General features: G+C 62.6%; 20 protein-coding genes. 6 read left to right on the top strand and 14 right to left on the bottom strand.

The genetic code is table 11. The features are described from left to right. The first annotated feature begins 24 nt into the window (after positions 1–24). The 4 genes from HOC_RS02130 to HOC_RS02115 are packed head-to-tail and all read left to right on the top strand — an operon-like array spanning position 25 to position 3,752. Complete coding sequence (locus HOC_RS02130; protein ID WP_035535506.1) at positions 25–492, top strand: hypothetical protein; 468 nt, start codon at positions 25–27, stop codon at positions 490–492. After that, positions 476–2,041: an L-aspartate oxidase gene (locus HOC_RS02125; protein WP_035535504.1), complete on the top strand. Its 1,566-nt coding sequence runs from the start codon at positions 476–478 to the stop codon at positions 2,039–2,041. The genes HOC_RS02130 and HOC_RS02125 overlap by 17 nt, the downstream gene beginning before the upstream one ends. 3 nt (positions 2,042–2,044) lie before the next feature. Further along, positions 2,045–2,899, top strand: a complete 855-nt coding sequence (gene nadC, locus HOC_RS02120) for a carboxylating nicotinate-nucleotide diphosphorylase (protein ID WP_035535500.1) — start codon at positions 2,045–2,047, stop codon at positions 2,897–2,899. 43 nt (positions 2,900–2,942) lie between these two features. Then, positions 2,943–3,752, top strand: a complete 810-nt coding sequence (locus HOC_RS02115; protein ID WP_035535497.1) for an SDR family oxidoreductase — start codon at positions 2,943–2,945, stop codon at positions 3,750–3,752. On the opposite strand, the gene HOC_RS02110 is transcribed toward HOC_RS02115, so the two are convergent. The 10 genes from HOC_RS02110 to HOC_RS02070 form a co-directional block, all read right to left on the bottom strand. Beyond that, entirely contained in the window at positions 3,749–4,405 is a 657-nt protein-coding gene (locus tag HOC_RS02110; protein ID WP_035535494.1) for an O-methyltransferase, read from the bottom strand. The genes HOC_RS02115 and HOC_RS02110 overlap by 4 nt on opposite strands. A gap of 9 nt (positions 4,406–4,414) precedes the next feature. After that, entirely contained in the window at positions 4,415–5,503 is a 1,089-nt protein-coding gene (locus HOC_RS02105; RefSeq protein WP_241766857.1) for a cell wall hydrolase, read from the bottom strand. Between the two features lie 429 nt (positions 5,504–5,932). Beyond that, positions 5,933–8,626 carry a pyruvate, phosphate dikinase gene (gene ppdK / locus HOC_RS02100; RefSeq protein WP_035535491.1) on the bottom strand — a complete coding sequence of 898 codons (2,694 nt, stop codon included), beginning with the start codon at positions 8,624–8,626 and terminating at the stop codon, positions 5,933–5,935. Between the two features lie 217 nt (positions 8,627–8,843). Next, entirely contained in the window at positions 8,844–11,330 is a 2,487-nt protein-coding gene (gene glyS, locus HOC_RS02095; protein ID WP_035535489.1) for a glycine--tRNA ligase subunit beta, read from the bottom strand. 95 nt (positions 11,331–11,425) lie between these two features. Then, entirely contained in the window at positions 11,426–11,953 is a 528-nt protein-coding gene (locus tag HOC_RS02090) for a hypothetical protein (protein WP_035535486.1), read from the bottom strand. A 51-nt stretch (positions 11,954–12,004) separates the two neighbouring features. Beyond that, entirely contained in the window at positions 12,005–12,904 is a 900-nt protein-coding gene (locus HOC_RS02085) for a glycine--tRNA ligase subunit alpha (RefSeq protein ID WP_035535484.1), read from the bottom strand. Positions 12,905–12,966: 62 nt separating this feature from the next. Continuing rightward, the gene (locus HOC_RS22785; protein ID WP_277813032.1) at positions 12,967–13,101 is read right to left on the bottom strand and encodes a hypothetical protein; all 135 of its coding nucleotides are present in this window, start codon (positions 13,099–13,101) and stop codon (positions 12,967–12,969) included. A 120-nt stretch (positions 13,102–13,221) separates the two neighbouring features. After that, complete coding sequence (locus HOC_RS02080) at positions 13,222–13,950, bottom strand: tRNA1(Val) (adenine(37)-N6)-methyltransferase (RefSeq protein WP_051624438.1); 729 nt, start codon at positions 13,948–13,950, stop codon at positions 13,222–13,224. Further along, entirely contained in the window at positions 13,947–14,153 is a 207-nt protein-coding gene (locus HOC_RS02075) for a putative signal transducing protein (RefSeq protein ID WP_035535482.1), read from the bottom strand. The genes HOC_RS02080 and HOC_RS02075 overlap by 4 nt, the downstream gene beginning before the upstream one ends. Then, entirely contained in the window at positions 14,153–14,674 is a 522-nt protein-coding gene (locus HOC_RS02070; RefSeq protein WP_162174796.1) for a CC0125/CC1285 family lipoprotein, read from the bottom strand. Before HOC_RS02070 ends, HOC_RS02075 begins: the two co-directional genes overlap by 1 nt. Positions 14,675–14,803: 129 nt before the next feature. Between HOC_RS02070 and HOC_RS02065 the strand changes: the two genes are divergently transcribed. Next, on the top strand, positions 14,804–15,817 hold the full coding sequence (locus HOC_RS02065; RefSeq protein WP_035535476.1) for a polyprenyl synthetase family protein: 1,014 nt from the start codon (positions 14,804–14,806) through the stop codon (positions 15,815–15,817). Here HOC_RS02065 and HOC_RS02060 read toward each other — a convergent pair. From HOC_RS02060 to HOC_RS02045, 4 genes are all read right to left on the bottom strand, one after another. Further along, entirely contained in the window at positions 15,814–16,848 is a 1,035-nt protein-coding gene (locus tag HOC_RS02060; RefSeq protein ID WP_035535474.1) for a glycosyltransferase family 4 protein, read from the bottom strand. The genes HOC_RS02065 and HOC_RS02060 overlap by 4 nt on opposite strands. Beyond that, entirely contained in the window at positions 16,845–17,732 is an 888-nt protein-coding gene (locus tag HOC_RS02055; RefSeq protein WP_035535473.1) for a 4-(cytidine 5'-diphospho)-2-C-methyl-D-erythritol kinase, read from the bottom strand. The genes HOC_RS02060 and HOC_RS02055 overlap by 4 nt, the downstream gene beginning before the upstream one ends. Before the next feature lie 9 nt (positions 17,733–17,741). After that, on the bottom strand, positions 17,742–19,502 hold the full coding sequence (locus tag HOC_RS02050) for a tetratricopeptide repeat protein (protein WP_051624437.1): 1,761 nt from the start codon (positions 19,500–19,502) through the stop codon (positions 17,742–17,744). A gap of 64 nt (positions 19,503–19,566) precedes the next feature. Then, positions 19,567–20,769, bottom strand: coding sequence for an N-acetylmuramoyl-L-alanine amidase family protein (locus tag HOC_RS02045; protein ID WP_035535750.1), 1,203 nt, complete (start codon positions 20,767–20,769; stop codon positions 19,567–19,569). A 428-nt stretch (positions 20,770–21,197) separates the two neighbouring features. On the opposite strand from HOC_RS02045, the gene HOC_RS02040 reads away from it, so the two are divergent. Next, positions 21,198–23,861 (top strand): Rne/Rng family ribonuclease, encoded by a 2,664-nt coding sequence (locus tag HOC_RS02040; protein ID WP_035535470.1) that lies wholly within the window; start codon positions 21,198–21,200, stop codon positions 23,859–23,861. Positions 23,862–23,917: the final 56 nt, after the last annotated feature.

The raw sequence follows: 23,917 nt of genomic DNA, 5'->3' as shown, positions 1-23,917 counted from the left end.
GGCAAAGGCACAGAGGAGTTCCGCATGTTTCCGGTCAGGTTCCGTATCGCGGCGGCAGCTGCGCTGTCCCTGCTCGCCTGCTTCCCTGCTTCCGCGGGGAACGACAAGGACACCGACAAGACGGATGTCCTCGGCACCTGGAGCTTCCAGACGCGGCCCTATCGCAATGGCGAATGCGTCATGACCGGCACGATGAACCTCTCCCCCCATCCGGACAAGGGTAAGTATACGTGCGAGCTGACGGCCGTGGAGATGTGCACATTATGGGGCCGCTCAGTCGTGCGCCAGTCCTGCCAGGCCAGCCGCTATGGCGACCAGGTCTCCATCCGTTCCCAGATCGAGGAAATGCTGGAGTCAAAGGTCGAGGGCCTGATCTACATGCCCGACAATTTCACGCTGACAATCGAATCCGCCGACCGCATGTTCGGCGCACTCGTCTCTGCGGTCACGGCACCGGCCGAATTCCGCCGAGCCAATGACGGGATATCCTGATCCAGTGACCGGGGGGAACATACAAACCATTACCGCGCCCGCTGCGGCCGCGAGCGACGTACTTATCGTTGGCGCAGGCCTTGCCGGCCTCTTCCTTGCGCTTGAACTTGCGCCGCGCCGCTGCCTTGTTATCTCGCCTGCCCCGCTCGGCCAGGCCGCTTCGTCCGCCTGGGCACAAGGCGGCCTCGCCGCTGCGCTCGACCCGCTCGACAGCGCCGAGCAGCACGCCCGCGACACGATCAATGCCGGCGCGGGTCTCGTCGACCCCATCATTGCCCGCCTCATCGCCGAGGAAGGCCCCGCACGCGTTCGCGATCTGATCGCCCTCGGTGTCCCGTTTGACCGCACGCCCGACGGCGCGCTCGCTTTGTCGCTTGAAGCCGCCCACAGCCGCCCCCGCGTGGCGCGTGTGGCAGGCGATCTTGCCGGCAAGGCGATCATGGACGCGCTCGTCGCAGCAGTTGCCGCCTCGACCCACATTACCGTCATCGAAGGCGTACGCGCTGTCGGCCTGCTTCAAGACGAGACGAACCGCGTTGCGGGCGTCGTGTTGCGCGATGCTGCGGGCAACATCACCACCCAGACAGCCTGCCAGACCGTGCTTTGCACAGGCGGCACAGGCGGCCTTTTCCAGGTCACCACCAATCCGCGCGAAGCCCGCGGCGACGCGATCGCCATGGCCTATGAAGCCGGCGCGCTCATCGCAGACGTCGAGTTCGTCCAGTTCCACCCGACAGCCATCGATATCGGCCGCGACCCTGCACCGCTCGCCACTGAAGCCCTGCGCGGTGAAGGCGCCACGCTGCGCAACCGCGACGGCAAGCGCTTCATGGCCAATTATCACACGCTGGAAGAACTCGCCCCGCGCGACGAAGTCGCTCGCGCCATCCATTCCGAACGCGCCGCAGGCCGGGGCGCCTTCCTCGACTGCCGCACAGCCGTCGGCACGCATTTCCCCGAACACTTCCCCACGGTCTTTGGTGCCTGCAAGAGCGCAGGCATCGACCCACGCTTCGACATGATACCGATTGCGCCGGCAGCGCACTATCACATGGGCGGCATCGTCGCAGATTTCTGGGGCCGATCCACCCTGAACGGATTATCCGTCTGCGGCGAATGCACCTCGACCGGCGCCCATGGGGCCAACCGCCTCGCCTCCAATTCCCTACTCGAAGCGGTGGTCTTTTCCCATCGCATCGCCGCGCACCTGCGCGAGGCAGACCTTGATGAGCCCGGTGCTTCAACGGCCACCATTCCGGCCTCCTTGCCACATGACGCCCTCCAGACCCTGCGCGGCGAAATGTCTGCCAAGTGCGGCGTCGTGCGTGACGCATCAGGCCTGACTGATCTTATCGGGACCGTCGAAACGCTTCGCGATCAACACGGCCCGGCGCGGCCACTGGTCACCGCGGGCCTGATGGCGCGCGCCGCCCTTGCGCGCGAAGAAAGCCGCGGCGGGCATTATCGCAGCGACTTCCCGGAAACCGGCGAGCCTGAACGCCAGTTCCTGCTTCGCGATTTCAAAGACACAGCTGAAGAGATTGCCTGATACATGAGCCCCGTGCCCCCGCCCCTGCCCGCCATCATCCTTGATCCTATCGTGCGCCTTGCGCTCGCAGAGGATCTTGGACGCGCAGGCGATCTGACCACCGACGCGACGATTTCGCCCGAGACAAAAATGAGCGTGGTTATCGCTGCGCGCCAACCGGGCGTCATCGCAGGCCTTGATGCCGCCACGCATGCGCTTCACCTGGTCGATCCCGCGATGCAGCTCTCAATTGAGAAACCGGATGGCAGCGCCATCGTGCCCGGCGACGTGGTCGGCCGCCTCGACGGCACAGCCCGCTCAATCCTGACGGCCGAACGCACGATGCTGAACTTCATTGGCCGCCTCTCTGGTGTGGCCACGCTGACCCGCAAGTTCGTGGAGACAATTGCCCACACGGATGCGCGGATCGTCTGCACACGCAAGACCACGCCCGGCCATCGCGCCCTCGAAAAGCGCGCCGTGCGTTGCGGCGGCGGAACAGCCCACCGCTACGGCCTCGATGACGCCATCCTCATCAAGGACAATCACATCGCCGCCTGCGGTTCGATTGCCGAAGCGATGACACGCGCCAAGGCCTATGCGGGCCACTTGCGCATGATCGAGATCGAGGTCGACACGCTCGACCAGCTGGAAGAAGCGCTGAAGTTCACCCCCCATGCCGTATTGCTCGACAATATGGATACGGACATGTTGCGCCGCGCCGTTGCCATGATCGACGGCCGTGTCGTCGCTGAAGCCTCAGGCGGGGTAAACCTCTCCACCGTGGCCGCAATTGCCGAAACCGGCGTCGACTTCATCTCTGTCGGCGCCCTCACCCATTCCGCGCCAAACCTTGACGTGGGGCTCGATGTCGTCTGACACTCTGAGTTGATGACACAACTTCTCGCATGAAGGACAGGGCATGACCCGATCGGGCGGACGCAAGAGCATATTCATCACCGGCGCGGCCTCCGGCATCGGCGCCGAAACGGCCCGCTACTTCTCCAAGCGCGGCTGGTATTGCGGCCTGTATGATGTGAACTCCGCCAGCCTGGCTCAGGTCGCCGACGAAATCGGCATGAAGAACTGCCATGTCGCGACGCTAGACGTGCGCAAGCGCGCCGACTGGGCCGCCGCTGTGAACGGCTTCGGCGAGGCCACCGAAGGCGCCATGAACGTGCTCTTCAACAATGCCGGCATCGGCCGTCATGGCTGGTTCGAGGATATCTCGGGCGACGACAATGACGCGCTCATCGATGTGAACGTCAAAGGCGTGATCAATGGCGTCCATGCCTGCCTACCCCTGCTGAAGGCGACGCCCGCCTCGCGCATCGTCAACACCGCATCGACGGCTGGCATTGTCGGCGCCCCCCAGCTCGCCGTCTATTCTGCCACCAAGTTTGCCGTTCGCGGCCTGACAGAGGCCCTCGACGCTGAGTTCCGTGATCTCGACATCCGCGTGACCAGCCTGATGCCCTGGTTCGTCGACACGCCAATTCTCGACATGGGCGCCTCTGAGGGTTCGAACGTTAAAATGTCCGACCAGATGCGCGAGAATGGCATGACGGTCTATCCGGTCTCCATGGCCGCCGAACGTGCCTGGGACGCAGCCCATGGCAAGGACATCCACTATATGGTCGGCAAGGATGCCGAACAGGCGCGCTTCATGACGCGCTGGCTGCCCGGCGCCATCCGCAAGCGTGTGAAAGCCAGCGTTCCCCCACGCGATTAGGCGCGCTTGCGGGCAACCGCCAGACCGTCATGCCCCTTGCGGCCCACCTGCTGCAGCACAATCGACTCAAATTGCGGATACGATGACAGGCGCCGATTGAACTCGGCCGCCCCGCGCGCCATCACATCGTCCACGGGCGGGTCGATAACGGCCCCTTTGCGGATGACATTATCGGCCATAAACAGGCCACCGGGGGCCAGCAAACGGGCCGCCTCTTCCAGGTAATCCGGATATTGGTCCTTGTTGGCATCAAGGAATACCAGATCAAAGGGGCCTTCCAGCACCTGCAGGCTTTGCAGTGCGGGCCCTTCGATCATATGACAAACGCCTTCCAGAGCAGCCAGCCTGAATGTCTCGCGTGCAAAGGCGGCATGTGCTGCGTCCAGTTCGAGCGTTGTCATCTGGCCACCCTCCGGCAGCGCCCGCGCCATCCAGACGGTCGAATAGCCGCCCAGTGTGCCAACCTCCAGCATTCGGGTCGCGCCTGTCAGCTTGGCCATCAAATAGAGGAACTTGCCCTGCCCGGCCGAAACTTCGATCTCAGGCAGGCCTGCGGCGCGCGCCCGATCGCGTATAGACTCAAGAATCACATCCTCAGATGCAAAAAGACCGTCGATATAAGTATCGACGGTCTCAAAGATCTTGTCCTGCATAAGGCCCGCCTACTGTAGTGCCGAGCCGTTCACATCATTGCTGGCAACCGTAATGCCGGTCTGCTTGGCCATATAGGCGGCAATCTTGTCAGCATTGCTTGGCGTGTTCAGTTCAGGCTCGACATAGTCGACCGACTTGATCGTGGTCAGGCGTGGTGCGCCGTTTGTGATCGTGCGGTCGGAGGTCGTGACAGTCGCCGGGGCGATCGTCGGAGCTTCAACGGTCTGGATATGGGACGTGGCCGCGCCATCAACCGGCGTGATCACTTCATCCGCGCTGAGCGAAGCCATACGCACTTCAGCACGCTTGGCTTCATAGCCCTTGCGAACGCTGGCCCATTCCGAGCCGCGTGGGAAACGGTAGAACACGTGCATGCCGATCTTGTCGGTCTTCACGAGGCCTGCGCTCCAGATCGGATCGACATAAGTGGCGTGGTAGTGCGTTGCGCCGCCCGTATTGTCGACGCTGAGATTCATCATGACGTGCGCTGCGATCGTCTTGGCGCGCTCCCAGTTACGGCCCATCGGAGGCGTGCTGAGCGCCCCGTCACAGGTGAACGTGAACTGGCAACCCGTCGTGCGGGTCGCGCCCTGGAACACGACGCCACAGGCGGTGTCAGGATAGCGATGGTCGCGCATGCGGTTGGCGATGACTTCGGCAACGGCCATCTGGCCATCGAGCGGCTCATGGGCCGATTCATAATACACGGCCTGCGCCATGCACTTCTGTTCCGCGCTGATCGCCTCGGCGCGCTTGATATGTTCGGGGCGGAAGCTGACCAGCGAGTTCAGCGCGGCACCATCACGGTCGCGCATCGCAAAACGGCTCATCGAGGAACCGGTGTCGCGCTCCAGCGTATATTCAACGGTACGCATCCACGGCGTATCGAGCAGAGCAGGCGCATAAGCTGCCGTACGTACGCTCACACCGGCGTCTTCCATGCTGGCAAGGCGCACGGCCTGCTCGCGGAAATCGGCGTCAGCCCGCTTTTCGGCCTGAATCTGGCCGACCATGGGCAAAGTGACAGTCGCAGCTACGGCGCAAACGGCAATCGTTGCACCGCGGACAAAAATATCTCGCTGTTCGTCGTCTGTCATCGTCATCCACCAACGCTTGAGCTTCTCTCGGAGCCCACTCATTGGCGTCAGAGTCGCCCGTCGTGGTTTAAGAACCCTTAACAACATCACCGCTCCCCAATCCCCGGCAGACGATATGACTTCGTCATTTTGACCCGGGCGTATTTGGTTTGACTAAAATTTAGAGACCGTTTCGGCCCCGCTTCTAGGCGGGAAGTAGGCGGCCAGCCCCCTTCCTAGCAAGAACTCAGCCAGTTCCGTCAGTGACATTTCCGAAAGGTGAATCCGGCATGTGCGTATGACATTCGCGTAATATACGAAATGTCTCCTGCACTCTGTTGAATTTCATAAGAATTTAAGACCTGCCCCCCCGGGACAGGTCATTGGCACTCAAAGCACGTGTGACAAAACTACAACACCGTTTTGCCATCGAAACGAGCGGCTTGCTCTCTATTTAAGCGATTCTTTGAGGGCTGCGTGCGCTGCCGCGAGACGCGCAATTGGCACCCGGTAGGGTGAGCAGGACACATAATCGAGACCCGAGCGATGGCAGAAGGCCACGGAAGCCGGGTCACCACCATGCTCGCCACATATCCCAAGTTTAATGTTCGGGCGGGTCTTGCGGCCCCGTTCAGCAGCGATTTTCACCAATTCGCCGACGCCAACCTGGTCCAGCGTCACAAAGGGGTCTTTCTCGTAAATGCCCTTGTCCTCATAGATCTTGAGGAACCGGCCTGCATCATCACGCGATATGCCCAGTGTTGTCTGCGTCAGGTCATTGGTACCGAACGAGAAGAATTCGGCGGAATTGGCAATATCGCCGGCCTGCAGCGCAGCGCGCGGCAGCTCGATCATCGTGCCAACCATGTATTCCAGCGTCGTGCCGGTTTCGGCAAACACGGCCTTGGCGGCTTCATCGACCACTTTCTTGAGGATCTGAAGCTCCTTGTGGGTGGCCACAAGCGGGATCATCACTTCCGGAATCGGCTGGCGGCCCGTCTCTTTCGACACATTCACCGCGGCCTCGAAGATGGCCCGCGCCTGCATCTCGTAGATCTCAGGATACGTAATGCCGAGGCGGCAACCGCGGTGTCCCAGCATGGGATTGCTCTCATGCAGGTCAGCGGCGCGGCGCTTCAGCTCATCCACCGATACGCCGGATGCCTTGGCCACTTCGTCCATGTCCGCATCGGAATGCGGCAGGAACTCGTGCAGGGGCGGGTCAAGCAGACGGATCGTCACCGGCATTTCGCCAAGAATGCGGAACAGTTCCTCGAAATCGCTGCGCTGCATCGGCAGCAGCTTGGCGAGCGACTCGCGGCGGCCCTTCTCGTCATTCGAGAGGATCATCGCGCGCACTTCAGGAATGCGCTCGGCGTCAAAGAACATGTGCTCCGTGCGGCAAAGGCCAATGCCCTCGGCGCCGAAATCAACCGCCGTGCGGGCATCCAGCGCCGTTTCAGCGTTCGCGCGCACTTTCAGGCGGCGGGCTTTGTCGGCCCACTCCATCAGCGTGCCGAAATCGCCCGACAGGTCAGGCTGCATCATCTCGACAGCGCCCAGCATCACCTGACCGGCAGCACCGTCCACGGTGATGACGTCGCCCTTTTTCACTTCGCGGCCCATGACGCGGAACACGCCCTTGGCCGTATCGATCTGCAGGCCACCGGCGCCGCAGACGCAAGGACGACCCATGCCGCGCGCCACAACGGCCGCGTGGCTGGTCATGCCGCCGCGCGCCGTCACGATGGCGCGGGCCGCGTGCATGCCCTTGATGTCTTCCGGGCTGGTCTCGATGCGAACGAGGATAACGTCCTCGCCCTTCTCGGCCAGCGCAAAGGCTTCCTCGCTGTCGAATACGACCTTGCCCACGGCCGCGCCGGGGCTGGCTGGCAGGCCGGTCACGATCACGTCGCGCTTGGCATTGTCGGCAATGGTCGGGTGCAGCAGCTGGTCGAGCTGTGATGGCTCAAGGCGCAGCACAGCCTCGTTCTCGGTGATCAGCCCCTCGCGCGCCATATCGACCGCGATTTTCAGCGCGGCAGCGGCGGTGCGTTTCCCGTTACGGGTCTGCAGCATGTAGAGGCGGTCATTCTCGACCGTGAACTCAAGGTCCTGCATGTCTTTATAATGGCGCTCCAGCGTGTTCGCGACATCGCGCAGCTGGGCATAGACGGCCGGCATGGCTTCTTCGAGCGGCGCATCGCTCGAACCGAGCGTATCGGCGCGTTCGCGCGAGATGGGCGCCGGTGTACGGATGCCCGCCACCACGTCTTCGCCCTGCGCATTGATCAGGTATTCGCCATAGAAGATGGCTTCGCCATTCGACGGGTCGCGCGTGAAGGCAACGCCCGTGGCGGAGGTTTCGCCGAGGTTACCGAACACCATGGACTGCACGGTGACAGCGGTGCCCCATTCGGCGGGAATGTCGTTCAGCTTGCGATAGGTGATCGCGCGGTCATTCATCCACGAGCCGAACACGGCCGAGATGGCGCCCCAGAGCTGTTCCTTCGGATCATCCGGGAAAGGCTTGCCGAGCGCTTTTTCGACGGCTTCCTTGTAGGAAACGATCACGGCCTTCCAGTCTTCAGCCTGCATCTCGGTATCGAGCTCAAAGCCCTGACGCTCTTTATAGTCGTCAAGAATGTGCTCGAACGTGTCATGGCGCAGGCCAAGCACCACGTTGGAATACATCTGGATGAAACGGCGATAGCTATCATAGGCGAAACGGTCGCCGGCCAGCGTCGCAAGCCCCTTCACGGAGGCTTCGTTCAGGCCAAGGTTCAGCACCGTGTCCATCATGCCCGGCATCGAGGCGCGCGCGCCCGAACGCACGGAGACAAGCAGCGGGTTTTCCGGATCGCCAAAGCCCTTGCCGGATTCCTTTTCCAGCGCGATCAGCGCAGCGTCCACCTGCGGCGCGAGCGTGGAAGGATAATCGCGGCCCAGCTCGTAATAAGCGGTGCAAACAGCGGTCGAGATGGTGAAGCCGGGGGGCACCGGCAGGCCGAGCTTGGCCATTTCAGCAAGGTTAGCGCCCTTGCCACCGAGCAGGTTCTTCATCGACGCATCGCCGTCGGCCGTCCCGCCGCCGAACCCGTAAACCCAGGTCTGTTCTGCGTGTTTCAAAGCCGGTTCACCCATGTACTTCACCCTTTTATCGACCGTGTGGATCAGATTCCTGCCACAAAACCTGCAATTCCTATGCTGCATTGCAACCCGGATTGCCAGACCCTGACGTGCGTGAAATCGCCCATCGCGCTAGTTTTCTGTACGACCCCACCCGGAGTCAAACATGCGTGGCCCATATGCCACGCATTGGTAAACGCCTTGCATCCGCAATCGTTCAGAATTGGGGCAGTCAGCCCTCAATCAGCGAAAAATCGGCAACCTTGTGAAGGTTAGCGCGAACATCGCTGAGAAGCGCCAGGCGGTTTGCCCGCACGGCCGGGTCGTCATCATTCACCATGACGCCCTCGAAGAAGGCATCGACCGGCGCCCGCAGCCTGGCCAGCTCGGCCATCGCCCCGGCAAAATCCTCGGCCTTCAGCGGCGCAACAATCGCCTCGCCCACATTGGACAGCGCCGCATAAAGCGCCTGCTCTTCCTTGGGGCCCTTCTTGATGAGGTCGGCATCCACAACAAGCCCGGCTCCGGCCCCTGCCTTCGCAGGGGACCCGGAATCCTTCTGAGGCCGTGTCCCCTGCGAAGGCAGGGGCACAGATTTCGCAAGAATATTGGAGGCCCGCTTGTACAAGGCCAGCAGGTCTTTCCCGTCTTCCGTATCGAGGAACGCCCCAAGCGCCTCAACGCGCCGCGTGATAAGCACGAGATCATCCTCACCGAGCGCAAAGACGGCGTCGATCAGGTCATGCCGCTGGCCCTGGTCGCGCAGGACTTGCTTCAGGCGGTCTGCGAAGAAGGAGAGTAGGTCATTTACAAGTGTCACGATTGCATAATCAGCTTCAACTAAAACCGCGCGCAGCTGTTCTGTTTGAATTTTATTAAGCTGGACCGGGTCGAACTGCTTTCGCGCCTCGTCAGACATATCCATCAGCGCCAAGTCTAGCCGTGAAACTATTCGACCAATACCTTCAACAATTTCTACAGCATTTATTTGTTCTTCCGAACAGGATACGCCTTCTCGAATAGAAAGAAATTCCTCCCGCACTGCGGCGTATTCGGGGCTATATTTAAAGAAGATTGCCCACACACCTGCATGAAGCCATTCATCAAACACTCGCCCGTCCATATGTGGCTCATCGTAAAATGGCTCCAAATTCAACCCCACCTCGAATATATCACTATTTTTGTAGAGACTAAGGTACGCGCCTCTGATTACCTGGCCCAATGACTGCCTAATGCCGCTTTCCAGCGCGAGCCGCACCACACCCAACGCCGCGCGGCGCAGAGCAAACGGATCCTTCGACCCCGTCGGCTTCTCGTCAATCGCCCAGAACCCTACCAGCGTGTCCAACTTGTCGGCCAGCGCCACGGCCACGCTGACCGGATCAGTCGGCACGGCGTCAGACGGCCCCTGAGGCTTGTAATGGTCGCGGATCGCATCGGCGACAGATTCAGGCTCCCCCGCTTCCAACGCATAATACCGCCCCATCACGCCCTGCAGCTCCGGGAACTCACCGACCATCTCCGACACAAGATCCGCTTTGCTCAATTCGGACGCGCGTCGCGCCAGTTTCGCTTGTGCATCGATCTTTTCGGCAAGCCATTCGGCCATTTCGGCCACACGCTCCACCTTGTCGCCGAGGCTACCCAGCTCTTCCTTGAACGCAATCGTCGACAGCTTCTTCGCCATCTCGTCCAGCGGCGTCGCCTTGTCCTTCTCCCAGAAGAAACGCGCATCGGAGAGACGCGCCGAGAGAACCCGCGCATTGCCCTCGGCAATCTTCACGCCGCCATCGGCCGCGTCGATATTGGCGACCACAATGAAATGCGGCGCCAGCTTGCCACTCCTGGCATCATTCACCGCAAAGTATTTCTGGTGCGTGCGCATCGACAGCGTGATCACTTCCGGCGGCAGGTCCAGGAAGTCCGGGTCCATGTCGCCCAGCACCACGACCGGCCATTCGGCAAGGCCCGTCACTTCTTCCAGAAGCCCGGCGTCTTCCACCCAGGTCAGCCCCGCCTTGGCGCACACATCCGCAATGCCCTTGGCGATCACATCGCGCCGCGCATCGCGCGTCAGCCGCACATGGCCTTCGCCTTCCAGCTGTTTTGAATAATCCGCCCAGCCCGTCACCGTGAACGGCCCGCGCCCATGCACGCGGTGGCCCTCGGTCTCGTTGCCGCTCGCCAGCCCGTCCACATCAAACGGCACAATCGCCCCATCCAGAACGCAGAGAATCCGCTGCAGCGGGCGCACCCAGCGCAGCTCGCCCTCACTTGTTGAATTTGGGCCCCAGCGCATCGACTTCGGCCAATGGAAGCCGCGAATGATCGCAGGCACAGCCTCGGCCACAACGTCCGCCGTCAGGCGGCCCGGTCTGTCCAGCATGGCAACATAGAAGTCGCCCTTCTTGGGATCGCTGCGCACTTCAGCCTGGTCAATCGAGGTCAGCCCCGCGCCCTTCAGGAAGCCCGCAATCGCCTGCTCCGGCGAGCCGACCTTCGGCCCCTTGCGCTCTTCGGCCACATCCGCAGACTTCACCGGCAGGCCGGTCACATGCACGCTCAACCGGCGCGGCCCGCTGGCCGTCTCCAGCGCGTCAAAGCCGAGGCCCGCCCCCTTCAGCGCATCGCCCAGCGCCTTGCCAAGGTCAGCCTCGGCCTTGGCCTGCATACGCGCAGGGATTTCCTCGCAAAAGATCTCGAGCAGAAGGTCAGCCATAGGGAGTCCAGCCGTTGGAAAGTAAGACTGCACGGCATAGACGCGCCTGCGCCGGGGTCAAGACTTGCGCGCCAGATCACATGGCCTTGCCCGGTCTAAACCCCGCAAGTTCCGGTAAAGGGAACGGCCCTCCCGCTTTCCGGCTGGGTCACCTGGATCGTGCCCTCATAGCTCTTGTACTCGAACCCGTCGCCGACCTCGGTTACCTCCAGCTGGACCATCAGGCCCCGCGCCTCATTGGCATAAAGCCATGTGCTGGTGCCTTCAGTGTCCGTCTTGGACACTTCCTTCAGCGGCACGGGCTCGCCCTCAAGGCCAATGGCGCCGGGGGCCGGCACGCCTGCAATCTCGGTCATGAACAGCAGAGGTCCCGGTTCGCTCTCGGCGTTCACAGCATGGAAGCTGCAATAGATTTCATTGGTCGCGGGCGTGAAGTCCGTCAGCTCCCAGGCCGAAGCTTCGTCGGCCTTCTCGATCGGCACGGGCTCCTGCGTCACCGTCGGCATTTCAGCAGCCTCCGTTTCGGTCACGGTAGCATCAGGCGAAGGCGCCTCTGTTTGCGGGCCGCACGCAGCAAGTCCGGCAGCGAGCGCAAGGGCGGATAGGGCAGATGTGAATTTCATGGGCAGGTCTCCTCTGCCCACACCTACGCTTAGATGCCCAATCCGTTTCAATCAGGAAGCGCGCGCCTCTTCCTGCTCTGCCCATTGCGCAGCCGCGCCGCGGGCCAGATCGCGCACGCGGGCGATATAGGCCTGACGCTCGGTCGGGCTGATCGCGCCGCGCGCATCGATCAGGTTGAACGTGTGGCTGGCCTTCAGCGCATAGTCATAGGCGGGCAGCGGCTTGCCTGCGTCACGCAGGGCGTTCGACTGGCTCTCGCAATCGGCAAACCAGCGCTTCAGCATCTCGACATCGGAATGTTCGAAATTGAAGGCGCTCTGCTGGCGCTCGTTCTCGAGGAACACGTCGCCATAGGTCAGCGGCACGGCGCTGTCAGGGTCGTTGAACGGCAGGTCGTACACATTGTCGACGCCGAACACATACATCGCGAGGCGCTCAAGCCCATAGGTCAGCTCGCCGGAGACCGGGAAGACATCAAGCCCGCCGACCTGCTGGAAATAGGTGTACTGGCTGACTTCCATCCCGTCGCACCAGACTTCCCAGCCGAGGCCCCACGCGCCGACGGTCGGGTTCTCCCAATCGTCTTCCACGAAGCGGATATCGTGCACCATCGGGTCGATGCCGATCTTGTAGAGGCTGGTCAGGTAGAGGTCCTGCAGGTTCGCCGGGTTCGGCTTCAGAATGACCTGGAACTGGTAATAATGGCCAAGCCGGTTCGGGTTCTCGCCATAGCGCGCATCCTTCGGCCGCCGCGACGGCTGCACATAGGCCGCCCGCCAGTTCTTCGGCCCGAGCGCCCGCAGCACCGTGCCCGGATGCAGCGTGCCCGCGCCGACTTCCATGTCATAGGGCTGCAGGATCGCGCAGCCCTGCTCGGCCCAATAGGCCTGCAGGGTCAGGATCAGGTCCTGGAAGGATTTCGGTTTCGGCTGGGCTTTGGGCGCTGGCATGGAAACTGTCCGGAAATTGTGTGTCGCCCGGACCTACAAGGCAGCGCGGCAGCACGCAAGCGTCAGAGGCCTTTGGAGTCCGCGTGGTCGGCCGAGCCGCTCTTGCGCCCGGTCAGTGCGCGGTAAAATGCCGGATGCCCGAGCATGGCGATACCGAGCCCGAAAAACACTGATCCGAAGAGGAGAACGCCGAACATGATGCAACGAGCCTTTCCTTGCCCTCATCCTCTACCTGAGGTGGGCAAGTGGCAAGCGTTTGCAAGTTGAATTCGGATGATGGGTCCGGGAATGGACTCCGAATACCCCTTGAATACATGCTACCAGGTGATCGAATGCCCTTCCGTTACCCGGAGACCGGCCTCGGAAGGCCCACCCGAGGCGTCACGCGTATACAGCGGCGCCAACAGCCGGACAGGCCCGCGCTTCAGGCCCTTGCGCCCACGCACCAGAACGCGCCGCGCCTCCTCGCCGGGCCTCGAAGCGACCGGCAAAACCGTGATATCGCCCGTCTGCCTGTCCAAAGCCGCCAGCAGCCGTGCCAGTTCGGCCGCCCGGTGAACCAGCACGACAGGCGCCCGCGGCTTTGCCGCAAACACCATGGCTTTCACCCAGCCAGCGACATCAAGGGATTCAATATACGCACCCGCCTTGCCCTCGCCCGGCGGCGAAATGCGGCCTGGCTCGAAATACGGCGGATTGGCAAAGACGAGATCGAACCGGTTCTCATGGCGCTTCACCCAGTCGGAAGCTTCAGCAGCCTCTACAGAAACGCGATCTTCAAAACCATTGGCCGCGACACCGGCCTGCGCCAGCTCCGCCATCTGCGCGTCGATTTCGACGCCGGTGAAGCGCACACCGGGCAACCGAAACGCCGCCGGCAACATAGCCCCGCCACAGCCACATCCCAGCTCCAGCGCTTCTCCGCTATCCCTGTCCTGCAATGCCGCCGCCAGTAGCAGCGAGTCGCTGCCGGCCCGGAATCCCTTTAATGGCTGAATGAGTTTCACGCGGCCTTGGTAGACCGTGTCCTGCGTCGTCGCGGTCACCCGCGGTCGACTCCGGAAAGGGCCTTTTCCGCAGCCGTCATCAGGTCTTCGCGCACCATGACGCGGCGCGGAAAGGCACCGATATTGCCTTCAATGGCTGACATATGCTGGTCGGCAACGAAATATTCGATGCCCGCTTCCTGCAGCAAATGTTCAATATACGAGAGTTTCACCAGGTCATTGGTGCGGAAGACTTCTTCCATCAGGGCGCAGTGCCACGGAGGTTGATGTCGACCGAACGCGCGTCATAGACGGATGAACGATCAGGCTTTTCGCCCTTGCCGGTAATGATATCGATCACTGTGGTGATATTCGGACCGCTTGAACCAAGCGGGAGGCCGATACCGACGCCCATGCCCACGCCGCTGCCATAGGAGCCGCTTGACCCGCCAACGCTGACAGACGAGCGACTGCCGGAGCGGCCAGTTTCTTGATCAGTGTAACCGCCGGTGACCTCGAACCAGTCACCACCTTCCTGAAGGGTGATTTCGGCTGCGCGGAGCAAGGCCATGTCATGCGACCGGCCTGCATCGGAATCCGTGTAGGAGACGCGATAGCGCCCCTGTTCGATTTTCTGGGATGCATAGCCTGCCGCACCATCGGAACGTGCAGGTCCATAAGGCGTATGACTCGCACAGGCGGCGAGCAGGGCGAAAGCGGAGACGGCGATGAGGGTTTTCATAAGGGATATAAAGCCCAGAACCGGCATCTGTTCCAGCCCCACGCACACAGCGCCTATGGCGACATGCGCAAACCTGCGCCATATAGCTGCGGCCCGGTGCCGCGTCGTCCTTGGCGCTTGTATCGCATAAGCCTAGATAGCAGCTTAGGCTGATCCAACAGGAGTTACTTCTTGACCCTCGCGCCGAGACCCAGATCCAAGGCGGCCATCGGCTCGATCGTCGAACGCATGCAGGCGCTTGTCGCAGACGACCTCGCCGCCGTGGAAATGCTGCTGGCCGAACGCGCCGCCAGTCCTGTTGCCGTCATCCCTGATCTTTCCGGCTATATCGTGTCGGCTGGCGGCAAACGGCTTCGCCCGATGATCACGCTGATTTCAGCGCAGGCGGTCGGCAAGACCAGCCGCGCCACCCATGCGCTCGCAGCTGCGGTCGAATTCATCCATACCGCCACGCTCCTGCACGATGATGTCGTCGACGAGAGCGATCTGCGCCGCGGCAAGCCCGCTGCCAAGGCGATATGGGGCAACAAGGCGTCCATCCTCGTGGGCGACTTCCTGTTTGCCCGCGCCTTCAACCTGCTTGTTGAAACCAACAGTCTCGACATCCTGAACCGGCTCGCGACAGCCTCAACCACAATTGCAGAAGGCGAAGTGCGCCAGCTCGCGGCCATGAAGGCGCGCGACCTGCCCACCGAAGACTATCTCGCCATTGTCGAGGCCAAGACTGGCGCCCTGTTCGAAGCGGCCGCCGAGACTGGCGCCATGTCGACGGGTAGCCATGAACACGCAGCAGCGCTCGCCACCTATGGCAAGAATCTGGGCCTCGCCTTCCAGATCATTGATGACGTGCTCGATTATGGCGGCACAACAACGGTTATCGGCAAGTCTGTCGGCGACGATTTCCGGGAGTGCAAGATCACCCTGCCGGTCATCATTGCCCGCCGTCGCGGTTCAGACGAGGACCGCACATTCTGGGAACGCGCGCTGAATCCGGATACACAGGCGGAGCAGGATCTGGCCCACGCCGTCCACCTGATCCGCGCGACCGGCGCGGCTGAGGCCACGGTGCAGGAAGCGGAAGCCTATGCGGCGCTCGCCAAGGGCGCGCTGCGCAGCCTGCCCCAGAGCGTCTATCGTGACGCCCTCGAAGACCTGGCCGATTTCTGCGTGGAACGCGCCTACTAGCGTCCTTCCTCGGCCAGCTTCCGGCCTAGCGTCCGCCTCTGCCAGACCCACAGGCCGATGCCTGCGGCGCCGAGGATAATGATGATGCGCGCGCCGATAATCGGCCCGAGGCCCAGAAGGCCTGCACCGCACGCGAAGCTCATCGCCGCCCATAGGGCCGAGACCTTCCAGTGTGGCCAACCGTCCCGCAACAATAGCTGATAGGCATGATCCCGGTGCGCCTCGAACAGGTGCTTGCCGGCGCGGGCCCGCCAGATCAGCGTCAGGAAAACGTCCACCAGGAAGGGCAGTATCAGGGTCGCGGGCTCCCACACCGTCATGCGGCAGGCCACCATGAGTCCGGCCGCGCCCAGCAAGGCGCCCATACCGAGGGCGCCTGTATCGCCGGCAAACAGCTTGCCCGCCATGTTCCAGACGAGGAAGCCGAGGATGGCCGCAGCGGCGAGCGCCGCAAGATGACTCATGATCGCTTCGTCATCGGTATCGGGGTCGGTAATATCGAGCAATTTCAGCAGGATGGCGAAGGCGATGAGCATGATGGCGGCGCTGCCCATGGCGAGGCCATTGGCGCCGTCCATGAAGTTCGTCGCGTTCATCAGCACGAACAGCCAGAGCCCGACACCGAGCACTGAAAACCAGACGGGCAGCGCATAACCCGCATCCGGCCCGAACGGCATGTGGAAATGGCCAAGCCGCGGACCGAAGGCGGCCGCCAGAAGCGAAATGGCCCCCAGCAGCACGAGCTTCCGCTTCGAATCCAGACCCCGGATGTCGTCATAAACTCCAATGATTACAGCCATCAGGATGAACATCAGGAGCGCAGCCAGCTCTGTGCTGTAGATAGCAACCAGGTCGCCGGTCAGGCCGAGGCCGAAGGCGACGGTGGCGAAAATGGCGATGCCACCGGAGGTCGGCACGGGGGCTTTCTGTGTCTTGCGTCCGCCGTCCGGCGCATCCGTCACGCCGAGCCGGATCACCAGCCAGCAAAACAGGGCCGAGATGATCGGCATGCCCAGAAGCACCAGAGTCATGACAGGTCCGCGCCTCCCAGCAGCGTCGCGCGCACCCATGCTTCGGGCTGCTGAGCCCTTAGGGATTCTGCAGATTCCCTCGCCGCATCAAGGGTCGCGTACAGGCATACAAAGGTCGCCCCCGAGCCACTCATGCGGGTCATCAGGGGACTTTTCGGACCATTCAAGGACCATTCCGGGGACTTCAGGGCGGCATGAAGGGTCAGTGCGGGGGCCTCAAGGTCGTTTCGCTGGCCAGCCAGCCAGTCGATCAATTCGCCCATATCGGCAAACTCCGGCAAGGGCCCGCATTCGGCAAATCCGGCGCCGCCATCGGCGGCATCGAAGGCAGCAAAGACCGGCCCCGTCGGACAGGCCATGCCCGGATTGAAGAGAACCGCCGGGATCGGCGCGGGCAGGCGGACAGGTTCGACCCGCTCCCCTTCCCCGCGCATGAAAGCGGGCTGGCCGAGTAGAGCCACCGGCACGTCACCGCCGAGCTGCGGCGCGACGGCGCGGGCATGCCGAGGGTTAATGTCCCAGAGGCGGGTGAGCAGGCGAAGGGCAGCGGCGGCGTCCGCCGATCCGCCGCCAATGCCGGCTGCGACCGGCAGCGACTTTTCCAGATGCAGCGCCGCGCCGTGCTTGATGCCTGCTTCGGCCTGCAGCGCACGCGCGGCCTTGAGGACGAGATTATCACCGCCGGTGCCAGCCTTCTCTGCGCCGGGGCCGGTGACGGAGAGCGTCAGGATGTCCGAGGGCTCGACTGTCAGTCGGTCGGCGGCTTCCGGCCCGGCGAAGACAACCAGCGAGTCGAGGTCATGGCGCCCATTGGCTTTGGCCGGGCCGACATGCAGGAAGAGGTTCACCTTGGCCGGCGCGAATGTGCTGAATGAGGTCGGCATTGGCTGGGATCAGTTCCGGCGGGCGACGGCCAGCGCTGTAGATGTATCAGACTCAGCCTTCTTCAGCAGAACCGCTTCGGGGCCGGAGGTCATCTTGGCCTCGATACGGGCCTTGTCTTCGGGGCTCGGGTCAAGCTTCAGGGCGCGTTGCCACTGGAAGCGGGCTTCTGTCTTGCGGCCCATCTGCCAATAGGCATCGCCGAGATGATCGTTAAGGAGCGAAACGCTGGGCGATAGCTCAACGGCCCGTTCGAGGAATCGGGTGGCCAGCTCGTAGCGGCCCATCCGGTAGTGCGCCCAGCCGAGGCTGTCGACGATATAACCGGACTGGGGCTCCAGCTCGACGGCGCGGCTGATCATGTTCAGCGCGGCATCGTAATTGAGGCCCCGGTCGATATAGGCATAGCCGAGATAGTTCAGGATCGACGCATTCTCGGGCTGGAGGGCAAGCGCGGTCTTGAGATCGGCTTCCGCCTGAGGCCAGCGATCCGTCTGTTCCAGCGTCGTGCCGCGCGCATAGATGACGCGCCAGTCCTGACGGCCAGCGCTGGCATCTTCGGCGATGACCTCGCTGAGCAGGTGTTCGGCTTCGTCATCCCGGTCCAACGATCGGAAGAGATCGGCCAGCTGGATCTTGAGGCCCCGGTCGGGGGAATGTTGGAGCGCCTCGCCCGCAACAGCGATAGCTTCCTGATTGCGCCCTTCCCGGCGCAGGGCCCAGGCCATCTGGCCGCGCGCGGTGGCGTAGAATTCGGACTTGTCAGGGATGCGCGAGAGGACGGCAACGGCCTCTTCGCGGCGGCCGGCATTGTCCAGCGACTGGCCCCAGAGCGAACGGGCGACCTGCAGGTTCGGGTCGAGCGCGAGGGCGAGCACGAAATAGACGCCGGAGAGATCGTCATCGGTTTGCATCATCAGCGCTGCCGCCGGCACATAGACGGCGAGCGCCGCGCCTTCGCGCGTGGTCAACCGTGTCGGCTTGATCTTGCGACCGGCAAGGACATCGGCGCGGAGGGCATCAAGGCCCGCATTCTGGCCGATGTCGTCGCGAAACGTCTGGAGGATTTCAAGCGCACGGTCGCGCTGGCCACCGGCGACCAGAAGCTGCGCATGGGCATGCACGCCCACGGCCAGCCGTGCGCCGGAGTCCCAGAGCGTTTCAAACGTGGCGAGCGCCGCCGCGTCATCCTTCTCGGCCATTTGCAACAGGCCCATCATGTAGAGCGTGGCGCTGTCGAGGTTCGCATCGCCGGACAGGCCGCTGCGAAGGTAGGCCTCGGCGGCATCGGCGCCGTCCTTGTCAGCGATACGCCAGGCCGAGAGGCCGCGCGCGATCACTTCATTGAACGGGCCGTACTTGGTTTCATCCAGATAGGGTGTGGCTTCGTCTTCCTTGCCGCGCACCATGGCATCGACGCCGAGCGTGAGGCGCACCAATGTCGCCTCGCTGCCAACCTGGCTGGCGCGCTTGGCAAGGCCCACGGCGGTTTCATAGTCGCCAGCGAGCAGGGCCGAAAACACCGCCCGCTCTGCAATGCCGGACTTTTCAGGGGCCGTGTCGATCGCGGCGGCATAATATTCAGCTGCCGTTTCGGGATCATTGGTCATCGCCGCAAAGCGGGCGACGAGGAAGTCGCCATAGGCCTGCGCTTCGGCCGGACGGCCATTGGAGAAGAGCGCATTACGCAGATCGTCATTCGATGGCGCACTGACGCACGACCCGGCCAGCAGGATGGCGGAGAGGGCTGACAGGGGCCGGAAAAGTCTCATATGAACAATCTTTCAGCAACTGCGCCTCGCGGCAAGGGTCAAAGGCCGCAGGAGAGCCCGCTATTTAGTCAGATGCGACAAGGACTTCCTGCCTGTCGAAGAACTTGTCGATACCGCGTTTGACGGCCTGCATGGATTTTTCGCGTCCGGATGACGATTGCAGCCGCCTGGCGTCGTCCGCATTGGTGAGGAAGCCCATCTCGAGCAGGACGGCCGGGACATCCGGCGCCAGCAGGACATAGAAGCCTGCATTGCGGTGCGTACTGCGCAGGACAGGACCAGCGGCCTTCAGTTCGGGCAGCAAATCCTCGGCAAAAGCGGCCGAATGGCTCTTGGTCTCACGCTTGACGAGATCTTCCAGGATGCTCCCGACGACCTTGGACCCGCTGGTCTCGATCGGGATTTTCCAGTCATTCTTGTCGGCTTCCTTGTCGATCCGACGCTCGCCGCGCTCCGAGATCGTGTAGACGGAGGCGCCGGAGACGTCTGGCGAGCCCGCCGCGTCGGCATGCAGCGAGATGAAAAGGTCTGCGCCCCATTTGCGGGCAAGCGTGACGCGGTCTTCCAGTTCGATGAAATGGTCATCTTCGCGCGTCAGGCGAACCGTATAGCGCGGGTCCTTGTCCAGCAATTCCTTCAGGTAGAGCGCCGCTTTGAGGGTCACGTCCCGCTCGAGCAGGCCCTTGGAGGACTGGGTGCCGGGATCCTTGCCGCCATGGCCCGCATCGACAACGATGACATATTGGCCGTGGCCCTTGCGATTGCGCGGGCTGAGCGGCCCTGCCGGGGCAATTTCAGCAGATGCCAGCGTGATACTGGCCTTGCGGGCATCGGATTCTGCGCGTGCGAGCCGCTGCATGTCGCGTTTGGCGATACTGGCAAAGCGGGCCGTGGAGACGGTTTCAAGGTCGATAATGATGCGCCAGGCCTTTTCCTTGCCGGTTGGCGGCAGGGACAGGACCCGGGAAACCACCAGCGGGCGGTCGAGCAGGAAGCTGAGACGCCCGCCGGATAGGGCCCAGTTGGCCACCCCGCCCATGCCATTGCCGGCGCGGGACTGCGTTTCACCCTGAAGCGGCAGGACCAGGCTGCGTTGTCCCCCCGATTCGGCCAGAAAAGCCTGCGCATCCTGCGAAATATCGCTCCAGACCGTAATTCGCGTCGGCGCGCCGTCTCCGACCACGCGGACGTCACTGATATCGGCCCCGGCATAAAAACCGAAGACAATACAGGCGCATAGCAGGATAAGAGGGCGAAAAAGGATCATTTGGTCTGTCTGGCCGGACAAGCCGTTGGTAAAGGGAAATGGTTTCCATTCTCCCTAGCAGACCGAAGATTAACCCAGCATTGACTGCACATGCGTCATGTTAATGGTGCTGGCGGATATTCGCCCTTTCAATTCCCCCTGAAATTGGGCAGTATCCTGAAAGTAGCCGCATATCAGGCTATTCAACAAGTTTCCCAATGACGCGTCAGCGATCGCGCTTCACCGAAAAGGCAAGCGGGCGCCGCGCTCCGGAAAGCAGAGCAATATGTGCACGGGTGCCGTGGCCATCGTCAATTCTACCATGCCGCCTTTGGGTGCATGGGACAGGCATGGCTGCACCCTTTCCCAACAAACACAGACCGGCCTGACCGCTCGCACGAGGCGCCTTGCGCCCATGGCGGCGTCGCCGGATCATAAGGTTATGTTCCATGAGCAAACTCATGCTAATCGACGCCGCCCACCCGGAAGAGACCCGTGTGGCCATCGTCAATGGCGGCCAAGTCGATGATTTCGACTTCGAAACAACCGGTAACGAACAGCTTCGCGGCAATATCTACCTCGCAAAGGTAACCCGCGTAGAGCCATCGCTGCAGGCCGCTTTCGTTGAATATGGCGGCAATCGCCACGGTTTCCTCGCCTTCAGCGAGATCCACCCCGACTATTACCAGCTTCCGGCTGAAGACCGCGAAGCCCTCCTGAAGGAAGCCGCCGAAGAGGCCGCTGCCCAGATCGAGGATGAAGACGACGACGATATCGAGGGCGACGAAGACGCCCATGCCGACGCTGATGACAGCGACGACAGCGATGACGACGCCTCCGACGATGACGAGGATGATGGCGACGACGAGAGCGAAGACGGCGAGTCCAAGGCCTCGGCCAAGCCCGCTCGTGGCCGTCGCCCGGCCCGCAAGGAATCGCCGCGCTCATCCATCTCCAAGCGCTACAAGATTCAGGAAGTGATCCGGCGCCGGCAGGTGATGCTGGTGCAGGTCGTCAAGGAAGAACGCGGCAACAAGGGCGCTGCCCTGACCACGTTCCTGTCGCTGGCAGGCCGTTATTCGGTGCTGATGCCCAATACGCCACGCGGCGGCGGCATCTCCCGCAAGATCGTCAATGGCGCCGACCGCAAGCGCCTGAAGTCCATCGTTGCCGAGCTGGATGTGCCCGATGGCATGGGCCTGATCGTGCGCACGGCCGGTGCCAAGCGCACCAAGGCCGAAATCAAGCGCGACTATGAGTACCTCTCGAAACTATGGGAAACCATTGTCGAGAAGACGCTGACCTCCGAAGCGCCGATGCTGATCAATGCCGAAGGCGGGCTTGTACACCGCGCGATGCGCGACATGTTCGACAAGGAGATCGAGGAAGTCTGGGTTCAGGGCGACGAGGCCTATCGCGAAGCGAAAGATCTCGCCAAGCTGATCATGCCGAGCCAGGCCAAGAAGGTTCAGCAATGGAAGGAAGGCGATCCGCTGTTCGTCTCCGAAGCGGTCGAAGACCAGCTGGATTCCATCTATTCCCCGACCGTTCAGCTGAAATCCGGTGGCTATCTGGTGATCAACCAGACCGAAGCGCTCGTCGCGATCGACGTGAACTCCGGCAAGTCCACCAAGGAACGCAATATCGAGCAGACCGCCGTACGCACAAACCTGGAAGCAGCGGAAGAAGCCTGCCGCCAGATGCGCCTGCGCGACCTGGCCGGCCTCGTCGTGATCGACTTCATCGACATGGACGAGAACAAGAACAATCGCGCCGTCGAGAAGAAGCTGAAGGAATGCCTCAAGGTTGACCGTGCCCGCGTCCAGCATGGTCGCATCTCGCAGTTCGGCCTGATGGAAATCTCGCGCCAGCGTCGCCGTCAGGGCGTGCTGCAGGCGACATCCGACCCGTGCGAAGCGTGCAACGGCACGGGGCGTCGCCGCTCTATCCCGTCGGCGGCTCTGCAGCTGATCCGCGCCATCGAGGCCCGCGCCTCGACCGGCGGACTGAAAAGCATCTCGGTGAAGGCGCCAACAGATGTTGCGCTCTACATCCTCAACCAGAAACGGGAAGCGCTGATCGAGATCGAACGGATGGCCGGCTTTGCCGTGTCGATCCACTCGTCCGAAGACCTGCTGCCCGGCGACTTCATGATCGATGCCGAGCGCGACCCGAACTCGAAACCGAAGAAGAAATCACCGCCACGTTCGCTGTCCAAATCCACCAAGCCCGCTGTCTCCGATGAGGATGATGACGAGGATATCGAGGACGAGGATGACGAGGCCGTCGCCGAAACGGATGACGAAGCCGAGGACAAGGCCGAAGACACGCAAGGCAAGCCGCGCAAGCGTCGCCGTCGTCGGGGTGGCCGCGGCCGCAACCGCGATGCCCGTGATACGGGCCTCGAAGTGATTGATGGCGAGACTGCACCTGCTGCCGCATCTTCGGATGATGACAGCGACGATGATGCCGATGACGAGGGCGAGGGCGGCAATGCGCCTGAAGCCCGCTCGGACGATAGCGAGGAAGCCGGCCGCAAGCGTCGTCGTCGCGGTCGCCGGGGTGGACGTCGCCGTCGCCGTTCGGGTGGCGAGGACCGTGCCGAAGGCGCCCAGGAAGGCGCGCCAACGGATGGCGGCGCCTATCTCGACGGCCTGTCGGCCAGCGCACCGGAGATGCTGGACGCCGAAGCGCCAAGCGACGCCAAGCCTGAAGAGGCCCCTGCCCCAGCGACTGAGGCCAGCGAACCAGCGCCTGCGAAAGCTGCCGAAGTTGAAGCGGACACCGACACCGACGAACCCGTGAAGGCCGAGAAGCCGAAACGCGCCCGTCGTTCGCGCGCCAAGCCGAAACCAGAGGCCGAGGCGCCTGCTGCTGAGGCCGCCCCTGCGCCTGTCGAGACCAAGGCCGCGCCTGAACCAAAGGCCGAGCCAAAGCCTGCGCCGGACGTGACGCCCGCGCCTGTGGTCGAAGCGGTCAAGGAAACCGTTGCGGCTGAAGCTGCCCCGGCGCCTGAACCAAAGCCTGAGCCCAAGCCGGAACCGGCGAAGGCAGAGGCCAAGGATACCGGCACCAAGCGTAAGGGCTGGTGGGCCCGCGCCCGCGGCGAATAAGGCCCCACCAACAAGCAGAAACAAAAAGGCCGGAGCATCACTGCTCCGGCCTTTTC

The sequence above is a fragment of the Hyphomonas oceanitis SCH89 genome (assembly GCF_000685295.1).
Taxonomy (GTDB): domain Bacteria; phylum Pseudomonadota; class Alphaproteobacteria; order Caulobacterales; family Hyphomonadaceae; genus Hyphomonas; species Hyphomonas oceanitis.
Note: the sequence above shows the minus strand (reverse complement) of the source record. Positions and strands in the feature narration are given on the sequence as shown.

Excerpts from the sequence above, each read along its gene's own strand:
- HOC_RS02040 (WP_035535470.1), top strand. The coding sequence starts at position 21,198 with ATGAGCAAACTCATGCTAATCGACGCCGCCCACCCGGAAGAGACCCGT.
- HOC_RS02115 (WP_035535497.1), top strand. The coding sequence starts at position 2,943 with ATGACCCGATCGGGCGGACGCAAGAGCATATTCATCACCGGCGCGGCC.
- ppdK (WP_035535491.1), bottom strand. The coding sequence starts at position 8,626 with ATGGGTGAACCGGCTTTGAAACACGCAGAACAGACCTGGGTTTACGGG.
- nadC (WP_035535500.1), top strand. The coding sequence starts at position 2,045 with ATGAGCCCCGTGCCCCCGCCCCTGCCCGCCATCATCCTTGATCCTATC.
- HOC_RS02045 (WP_035535750.1), bottom strand. The coding sequence starts at position 20,769 with ATGATCCTTTTTCGCCCTCTTATCCTGCTATGCGCCTGTATTGTCTTC.
- HOC_RS02130 (WP_035535506.1), top strand. The coding sequence starts at position 25 with ATGTTTCCGGTCAGGTTCCGTATCGCGGCGGCAGCTGCGCTGTCCCTG.
- HOC_RS02085 (WP_035535484.1), bottom strand. The coding sequence starts at position 12,904 with ATGCCAGCGCCCAAAGCCCAGCCGAAACCGAAATCCTTCCAGGACCTG.
- HOC_RS02110 (WP_035535494.1), bottom strand. The coding sequence starts at position 4,405 with ATGCAGGACAAGATCTTTGAGACCGTCGATACTTATATCGACGGTCTT.
- HOC_RS02075 (WP_035535482.1), bottom strand. The coding sequence starts at position 14,153 with ATGGAAGAAGTCTTCCGCACCAATGACCTGGTGAAACTCTCGTATATT.
- HOC_RS22785 (WP_277813032.1), bottom strand. The coding sequence starts at position 13,101 with ATGTTCGGCGTTCTCCTCTTCGGATCAGTGTTTTTCGGGCTCGGTATC.
- glyS (WP_035535489.1), bottom strand. The coding sequence starts at position 11,330 with ATGGCTGACCTTCTGCTCGAGATCTTTTGCGAGGAAATCCCTGCGCGT.
- HOC_RS02105 (WP_241766857.1), bottom strand. The coding sequence starts at position 5,503 with ATGACAGACGACGAACAGCGAGATATTTTTGTCCGCGGTGCAACGATT.
- HOC_RS02055 (WP_035535473.1), bottom strand. The coding sequence starts at position 17,732 with ATGCCGACCTCATTCAGCACATTCGCGCCGGCCAAGGTGAACCTCTTC.
- HOC_RS02125 (WP_035535504.1), top strand. The coding sequence starts at position 476 with ATGACGGGATATCCTGATCCAGTGACCGGGGGGAACATACAAACCATT.
- HOC_RS02050 (WP_051624437.1), bottom strand. The coding sequence starts at position 19,502 with ATGAGACTTTTCCGGCCCCTGTCAGCCCTCTCCGCCATCCTGCTGGCC.
- HOC_RS02060 (WP_035535474.1), bottom strand. The coding sequence starts at position 16,848 with ATGACTCTGGTGCTTCTGGGCATGCCGATCATCTCGGCCCTGTTTTGC.
- HOC_RS02090 (WP_035535486.1), bottom strand. The coding sequence starts at position 11,953 with ATGAAATTCACATCTGCCCTATCCGCCCTTGCGCTCGCTGCCGGACTT.